Annotated in this window: 11 protein-coding genes; 6 read left to right on the top strand and 5 right to left on the bottom strand. The window is 67.1% G+C overall.

Features of this window, described 5'->3' with window-relative positions; all coding sequences use genetic code 11:
• The first annotated feature begins 42 nt into the window (after positions 1–42).
• Positions 43–396, top strand: a complete 354-nt coding sequence (gene cas1 / locus GCL84_RS31040; protein WP_407924414.1) for a CRISPR-associated endonuclease Cas1 — start codon at positions 43–45, stop codon at positions 394–396.
• A 507-nt stretch (positions 397–903) separates the two neighbouring features.
• On the opposite strand, the gene GCL84_RS19900 is transcribed toward cas1, so the two are convergent.
• The 3 genes from GCL84_RS19900 to GCL84_RS30180 all read right to left on the bottom strand — a co-directional run bounded on the left by GCL84_RS19900 (position 904) and on the right by GCL84_RS30180 (position 2,152).
• Positions 904–1,248, bottom strand: coding sequence for a hypothetical protein (locus GCL84_RS19900; protein WP_156757032.1), 345 nt, complete (start codon positions 1,246–1,248; stop codon positions 904–906).
• A 230-nt stretch (positions 1,249–1,478) separates the two neighbouring features.
• A complete protein-coding gene (locus tag GCL84_RS30185; RefSeq protein WP_235926481.1) occupies positions 1,479–1,730 on the bottom strand; it encodes a proprotein convertase P-domain-containing protein in 252 nt (83 codons plus the stop codon).
• Positions 1,667–2,152, bottom strand: a complete 486-nt coding sequence (locus GCL84_RS30180) for a putative Ig domain-containing protein (protein ID WP_235926480.1) — start codon at positions 2,150–2,152, stop codon at positions 1,667–1,669. Before GCL84_RS30180 ends, GCL84_RS30185 begins: the two co-directional genes overlap by 64 nt.
• Between GCL84_RS30180 and GCL84_RS31125 the strand changes: the two genes are divergently transcribed.
• On the top strand, positions 2,133–2,270 hold the full coding sequence (locus tag GCL84_RS31125; RefSeq protein ID WP_456236906.1) for a hypothetical protein: 138 nt from the start codon (positions 2,133–2,135) through the stop codon (positions 2,268–2,270). The genes GCL84_RS30180 and GCL84_RS31125 overlap by 20 nt on opposite strands.
• On the opposite strand, the gene GCL84_RS31035 is transcribed toward GCL84_RS31125, so the two are convergent.
• Positions 2,267–2,647, bottom strand: coding sequence for a S8 family serine peptidase (locus GCL84_RS31035; protein WP_456236905.1), 381 nt, complete (start codon positions 2,645–2,647; stop codon positions 2,267–2,269). The two genes, GCL84_RS31125 and GCL84_RS31035, sit on opposite strands and share 4 nt — an antisense overlap.
• 261 nt (positions 2,648–2,908) lie before the next feature.
• Between GCL84_RS31035 and GCL84_RS19890 the strand changes: the two genes are divergently transcribed.
• Both GCL84_RS19890 and GCL84_RS19885 read left to right on the top strand, forming a co-directional pair.
• Complete coding sequence (locus GCL84_RS19890; protein ID WP_156757031.1) at positions 2,909–3,490, top strand: AAA family ATPase; 582 nt, start codon at positions 2,909–2,911, stop codon at positions 3,488–3,490.
• A gap of 269 nt (positions 3,491–3,759) precedes the next feature.
• Positions 3,760–4,275, top strand: coding sequence for a pyridoxamine 5'-phosphate oxidase family protein (locus GCL84_RS19885; protein WP_156757030.1), 516 nt, complete (start codon positions 3,760–3,762; stop codon positions 4,273–4,275).
• A gap of 69 nt (positions 4,276–4,344) precedes the next feature.
• On the opposite strand, the gene GCL84_RS19880 is transcribed toward GCL84_RS19885, so the two are convergent.
• Positions 4,345–4,809 (bottom strand): IS3 family transposase, encoded by a 465-nt coding sequence (locus tag GCL84_RS19880; protein ID WP_156757029.1) that lies wholly within the window; start codon positions 4,807–4,809, stop codon positions 4,345–4,347.
• A gap of 364 nt (positions 4,810–5,173) precedes the next feature.
• Here GCL84_RS19880 and GCL84_RS19875 point away from each other — a divergent pair, with 364 nt between their 5' ends.
• Positions 5,174–5,437: a helix-turn-helix domain-containing protein gene (locus tag GCL84_RS19875; RefSeq protein ID WP_197523379.1), complete on the top strand. Its 264-nt coding sequence runs from the start codon at positions 5,174–5,176 to the stop codon at positions 5,435–5,437.
• A gap of 120 nt (positions 5,438–5,557) precedes the next feature.
• Positions 5,558–6,769: a tyrosine-type recombinase/integrase gene (locus GCL84_RS19870; RefSeq protein WP_156754316.1), complete on the top strand. Its 1,212-nt coding sequence runs from the start codon at positions 5,558–5,560 to the stop codon at positions 6,767–6,769.
• Positions 6,770–6,828 lie beyond the last annotated feature (59 nt).

The following is a 6,828-nucleotide window of genomic DNA, read 5'->3' as shown; positions in this document are numbered from 1 at the left end:
GCGTTCGTCGCGGGCAAACTCCACAACTACCGACAACGACTCCTGCGCGCCGCCCGCGACAACACCAGAACACGCCAAACCCGCCTGCGCGACACCACCGAACACCACGCCACCGCCCTCACCCGACTCGAACACACCCGCGGCCTCGACGAATTCCTCGGCATCGAAGGAAACGCCACCCGCGAGTACTTCCAAGCCCTCGACCACCTCGCCCCCGGCACCGCACCCGGCCGCTCCCGACGACCACCCACCGACCCAGTCAACTGCCTGCTGTCCTTCGGATACGGCATGCTCCGCGTCGCCGTCCACGGCGCCCTCGAACACGTCGGCCTCGACCCCTACCTCGACTACCTCCGACGACGAAGAAGTCCCGCCGCCCCACGTAGCTCCCGTTGAGCCACTGCTGCACCGCGCGGCCACCGCCGACCACGACGTAGGGGTCCATGTTCAGCAGGCCCTTGAACGCCTTCGGGGTCAGCTCGTCGCCGGGGAAGGCGCCCGCGACCCCCATGTCCTGCTTGAGCCGGACCACCGACGCCGCGATCTGGGCGTCGTAGGCGCCCTTGAGCTCGCCGCCGGAGTATCCCTTGCAGTACGGCCCGTAGCCCACGAACGCCCGGGTGAGGGCGTACACCACCGACCACCCCGTCCTCGTCCAGCTTCGGGATACCGGGGACGTTGTAGGAGTTGATGAACCGCTGGGCCAGCCGAACCATCTCGTCGTCCACGCGCTCAGCCCCGTCCGCGCACGGCGCAGGGCACGGCGAAGGTCGAAGTGCCCATTGTTCCCCAGGTAGTCGTCCGTTCCGAGATCGCAGCCCCAGCCGGATTCCGGTCTACCCACTCAGCCTAGAGCCGCGCCGACACCCGTGCGCAGGGCCAGTTTCCCCCCGGCTGCGCTTCTCAACCGCGCTTGCCGGCGGAGCGCCCGACCAGGACCGCCGCCACCACGCACACCAGCGCCCCGCCCACTCCCCCGAAGAATAACGGGTTGACCCACCCTGGGATGTCCGCGTAAGTGGTGCCGTCCTCGAACACGCACGTGTTCTCCAGCGGCACCAGGCCCGTCCGCATCTCCCGGAAGTCGGCGCCCTCGTAGACGAGCTTCTGCGAACACGCCTCATCGGTCTCACTGATCAGCACACCGAGCAACCCCAGCGCATACGCCCCGATCCCGGTAACGAACAGCACCCACGCGCACACCCGGAGCGCGGTCCGCGCCCGTCCTGGCCGTGCACTCGTCGCCATCCGAGCCCCACCTCCACCTGAACCGGGCAGATCACGTGGCCGGGAGCACCTGCCCGGTCACCGCGCCAACCCTATTCGAGCCGCTGTCGTCGCGGGCTTCTCGGGGATTCGGCCACGACCCACCGACCGGCCCGACGTGGCCGTGCCGCGGGGCAGGGTCATCCCGCCCGGCTGGGTGGTGACGTGCGTGAGCGCCCGGCGAGTGGGTTCGCCGGGCGCTCACGGTCGGCTCAGGATGTCAGGGTCCAAGAGTCAATCTTCCCGATGTCGTCGACGTGGGTGTCCTGCACGCGCAGGCGCCAGGTGCCGTTGCGGGCTTCGTTCGACAGGTTGACCGTGTAGCTGCGGTTGAGGTTGTCCGCGCTACCGCCCGCCCGGTTGTGCAGCGTGTAGAGGCTGCCGTCCGGGGCCACCAGGGTCACGACGAGGTCGCCGGTGTAGGTGTGGGCGATGTTGAGCTGGCCGAGGCCCTGCCGGTGCATCCGGACACCGTCATGGGGCTCTGCGTGGTGTACAGGTCGGCGATGGCGTAGTCCGTGCCGTTGGTGGCCGGTGCGCAGCCGCCGCCGGTGGCGGACACGGTGATGATGAACGTGGCCGAACCGACCTTGCCCGCCGCGTCGGTCGCGGTCACCGTGACGTTCGCGGTGGCGGCGGTGGGGGTGCCGGAGATCCGGCCGGTCGAGGAGTTGATGAACAGGCCCGCCGGTCGGCCGGTGGCTCTGTTGTCCAGGGTGAACCACTGGCCCGCGGTGGCGGTGCGGTTGCCGGGGTTGGCGACGGTGACGGCGCCGGGCTGCGAGCCGCCGTTGCGGAAGGCGGTGTAGAGCAGCACGTCGGGCGAACCGGTGTTGATGCCGGTCAGCTTGCCAGTGGTGCCGTTGGTGACCAGGGCGTTGCGCACCTGCGCGGGCGTGGCCGAGGAGTTCTACGCCAGGTACAGCGCCGCCGCGCCCGCGACGTGCGGGGACGCCATGGACGTGCCGGACACGGTGGCGCTGCCGGTGTTGCTGCTGTACTAGGCGGACACGATGTTGTCACCGGGCGCCCAGATGTCGAGGCAGGAGCCGTAGTTCCTGTCGCAGCGGTGGGTGTCGGTCCTGGTGCTGTTGCCGACGGTGATCGCCTCGGACAGCCGCTGCGGGCTGTAGTAGCAGGCGTTGTCGTTGGAGTTGCCCGCGGCCTGCACCCACTGCACGCCGCTGTCAATGACCGACTTCGCCGCGTTGTCGATCGTCTGGTTGGTGCACCGCTGGCGGCAGCCGATGCTGTAGTTGACCACCGCGGGCTTCACCGCGTTGTTCTTGACCCAGTTCATGCCCACAAGCAGGTCGTCGTCGGTCGCGCCGCCGGAGCAGCCCAGCACCCGCAGCGCGACGATCGTCGCCTTCTTCGCCACGCCGTAGGTGTCGACGCGAGGCAGAGGCGGTGTGGCGATGCGCCGGAGGACACGCTTGTGCCAGGCGAGGGCGAAGCGTAGGCAATTGGACTCGGTGCGGTGTCCGGGCGCGCAGCCGGGTTCGTAGCGTCGGGCGAAGCTCCAGGCGAGGGTTCTCTCACGTGTTCGGCGCTGTTGATACCTGCGTGTAGTGCGCCGGGGTTCGGCAGGCGTGTGATGGCTATCGTGTAGTCGTCGCGATGGGTGGCCAGGGGGTGTGCGGTGATTGTGTGGATCAACGGGGCGTTCGGTGCCGGGAAGACCACGCTGGCGGAGAAACTGCATGATCGATTGCCAGATGTGCTGGCCTTTGATCCGGAGTATGTGGGCTTCCTGCTGCGTCAGTGGGCGCCCGGCCCGGTAGCCGACTTCCAGGACATCCCGTTGTGGCGCAAGCTCACCGCCGAATTCGCGGTCGGGTTGTGCCGTGAGTACCAACGGCCGCTGGTCGTGCCGATGACGCTGGTCAACACCGATTACCGGGATGAGATCTTCGATCTGGTCAGCCAGGCTGGCATGGACTTGTTGCACGTGTTCCTCGATGTCCCGCGGGACGAGTTGCGGCGCAGGATCGAAGGCCAGGTTCTGGTGCCCGACGACCCGGATCGCGACGCACGAACGCGGGAGTTCCGGCTCGGCAACATCACCCGTTGTGTGGCCGCGAGCTCCGAGTTGCCGTCGGAGACCCTGGTGCTGCGGGGCGATCTGCTGACTCCTGGACAACTTGCCGACCAGGTTCTGGAAGCCATCACAACGCGCGGGTGGCACGAGCCCGCTGGCCTGTGTGGGCGCGGTGGCGGCTGAACGAGCCGTTATCGAGAGGGCTGTCGTCCACTCCTTGGTTGCGCACCGTTGGCTCCTGGTCATGGCTCATCCTTGGGGCATGTCCTGAGTGGAGCGATGGTGGCGTGCGAGCTCGGCACCGTATAAGGCGGCATTAGACGATGAAGGGTGACGACGACGGCCAGGTGGAGGCGTGTCGAGTTCGGTGAGGTGATGTGGCTCCGCGGCGCCGTCTTCGTCTGGCCGCCATGCGATGCTGAGGACGGTCCAGCGGTGGCTATCGTGGGCTGATGCGTGAAACACCCGAAGAACTCACTGAGCTCCAAGCCCTGCTCGACGCCTCCCTGTCCCGCTCCACCGATCACCTCCGTTCGATCGTCACCGAGCACACTGTGACCGCCGAGCAGCTCACCCAGATCCTGGTCGGCATGTGCACCCTCGCCCTGTCCACCGTGACGGCGAAGAGCGAGCCCCGGATCAGCGGCGTGGACGGGCACTTCCTGCACGGCAAGTGGTACTTCGGCACAGCACGCAGCGCCGCCAAGGCCCGCCACCTCGCGGCCCGCCCCGCCGCCAGCGTCGCGCACATGCGCGGCGAGGACCTGGGAGTGTTCACACACGGCACGGTCGAGATACTCAACCCCGAAGACGACAAACCGGCCGCAGACTGGCCAGACCTGCTCACGTACTTCAAGGACTTCTACGACGATCACACCGAGTGGGACAAAGACGTGTTCTACTACCGGCTGCGTCCGCACTGGATGACCGTCTACGCCCCCGACGCCGCGAAGCTCATCGCCAAGTGACCGCCTGCTCATGAAACAGACCCTCTGGGCGGCTGGTTGAGGTTGTCCCCGAATACCGGACACCGAGTTTCATGCCGCGAGGGCGAGACCTTGACGATAGCCGACGCGGGTTTCGTGCGGGGTGCGGTAGTCGAGTGTGGAATGTAGACGGTCGTGGTTGTAGTAGCTCAGGTAGGCGAAGACGTCGCGTCGGGTGTCGTCGCGGGCCTCCCAGACGGTGGTGCCGATCTCGGTCTTGAGGGTGGCGAACAACGATTCCGCGACGGCGTTGTCGAAGCATGATCCGGTTCGCCCCACCGATGAGCGGATGCCGTGACCGGCGAGCGCGGAGCGGAACAATCCGGAGGTGTATTGCGATCCGCGGTCGGCGTGGAAGGTCGCATTACCGCCGGTCAGGCCGCGTCTGACGGCGAGGTCGAGGGCGTCGCGGACGAGGTCGGCGCGCATGTGGTCGGCCATCGCGTGCGCGACGACCTCGCGGTTGTGCAGGTCGATCACCGTGGCCAGGTAGAGCCAGCCTTCCCGCGTGGGCAGACCACGATCGGGGCACGTCTGGGGTCAAGGAATCAAACCGCAGGCAACCCGCCATCTAATTTGATCTTGATTGTCTTGCTGATAACTGGATACGCAAAGCGATGACCAGCGGTTCCAGTCGTCGGTAACACGTCTCGCAGCATTCACACTCAGTTGCTGCTCCATGCCAACGCCAGTGTGCATGCTGCGCGAGCCTGCCCAGGGCGCCAACGTCGTCCATCGCCGTCAAGCGGTCCGGTTCAGCCGCAAGCGCGAATGCGGTCGCTCGGTGCCGATTGGCGGTTAGGCGGCAGCGGTGTCCCGATCGTGGTGATTCCGCGGAGTTCAGAGACATCATCCGAACCCCGCACCAAGGGAGACGCACGTGGTCGACACCAGCGAATCCGTGATCGACGCCAAGGGAGCCGAGCCGCTTCTGCTGACACCGGCCCAGGCGGCGGGCCTGTTGCAGGTGAGGGAGTCGTGGTTGCGCAGGCAGGCCGGGCAGCGGCGTGTCCCGTGTTCCTTCGTGGGCAAGCACCTTCGCTTCTCCCATGCCGATGTCGAGCAGATCGCCAAGGCCGGACGACGACCCGCGCGGACCGCCCCGGCCCTGAACAGCGGGCTTGGGCGCAGGTCCTTCGAGTAGCGACCGGAGTCGCTTGTCTGGTGAACCCTGATGGGTTGCTCTCCGGGTCGAATGGAGCGTGGATGCGGGTGCGCCCCGTACCGGGGCGCGCCCGCATCCCTCGTAGAGAGACGTGAAGACATGGCATGGGCTGAGAAGCACGGCAACGGCTACCGGGTCCGTTACCGACTCGACGACAACCGACTCTCAACCGAGACAGGGTTCACCACCTACGACCAGGCCCGCGACCGGGCCTTGGACATCGAGTCGTTGATGCGCACGGGGAAGTTCGTCGACCCCCGCGCCGGGCAGACACTGGTCCGGAACTGGGTGCTGGCGTGGTCGGAGGCCACCGACGTCAGCGAGAGCAGCTGGGCCAAGTACGACTCACACCTGCGCAACCACATCCTGCCCCGCTTCGGCGACACTCCCCTCAACCAAATCAGCCGCATCGTCGTCAAGGGGTGGGTCAAGAAGCTGCGGCGCGGGTTGGCCGACAACACCGTCGCCGACATCGTCACCCTGTTCTCCATGATCCTCGGCGAGGCCGTCGACGAAGGCCTCATCGGCGCCAACCCCTGCCGCAAACTCCGCGCCCGCACCGGCGACCAACCCGAGCGACCCCACGCCACCACCATCCAGGTCCGCACCATCGCCGCCCAGACCGTGCGGGCGCAGGACGAGATCCTCATCTACACCGCCGCCTACACCGGCATGCGCTGGGGCGAGATCGCCGGACTCCAATGGCCCAACGTCGACCTGGACAACGCCAAACTCAGGATCCACCCCGATCACGGGGCCCTGCACGAGGTCAACGGCAGGGTCTACCTCGGGCCACCCAAGACCGCGGCCAGCGTCCGCATCATCGACTTGGCCCCGTGCACCGTGGCGATGCTCACTTTGCTCCGGGACAGCCAGCCCGACGAGCAGCGCGCGGTGTTCACCGGGGCCGACGGCGGCTGGCACCGGCGGTCCAACTTCCGGCGACGCGTGTGGCTTCCCGCGACACAGGGGCACCGGACACGCGGCTGGGTGCCCGTGATCCCGGCCATGCACTTCCACGACCTACGCCACACCCACAAGACCTGGATGATCGAAGACGACACCCCCGACGTCCTCCAACACCGCCGGTTGGGCCACCGTCAGCACGGAATCAGCGGCGTCTACTCCCACACGACCCAGGTCATGGCCGACAACCTGCTCGCCGCTCTCCAGCGGCGTTGGGAGCAGTCCGGGAGCACGATCCGGGGTGACCTCTACCGCACCACGAAGGGGGTCAAGATCTTTTGCTCCCAATCTGCTCCCACAGACGCAGAACAGCCCGCCGACGAAGATCGTCGACGGGCCGTCTGACCAGCAGAAACTACTGGTGGGCGATACTGGGATTGAACCAGTGACCCCTACCGTGTCAA

The organism is Actinokineospora pegani (genome assembly GCF_009745975.1).
Lineage (GTDB): Bacteria > Actinomycetota > Actinomycetes > Mycobacteriales > Pseudonocardiaceae > Actinokineospora > Actinokineospora pegani.
This window is presented reverse-complemented; position numbering and strand designations above follow the sequence as displayed.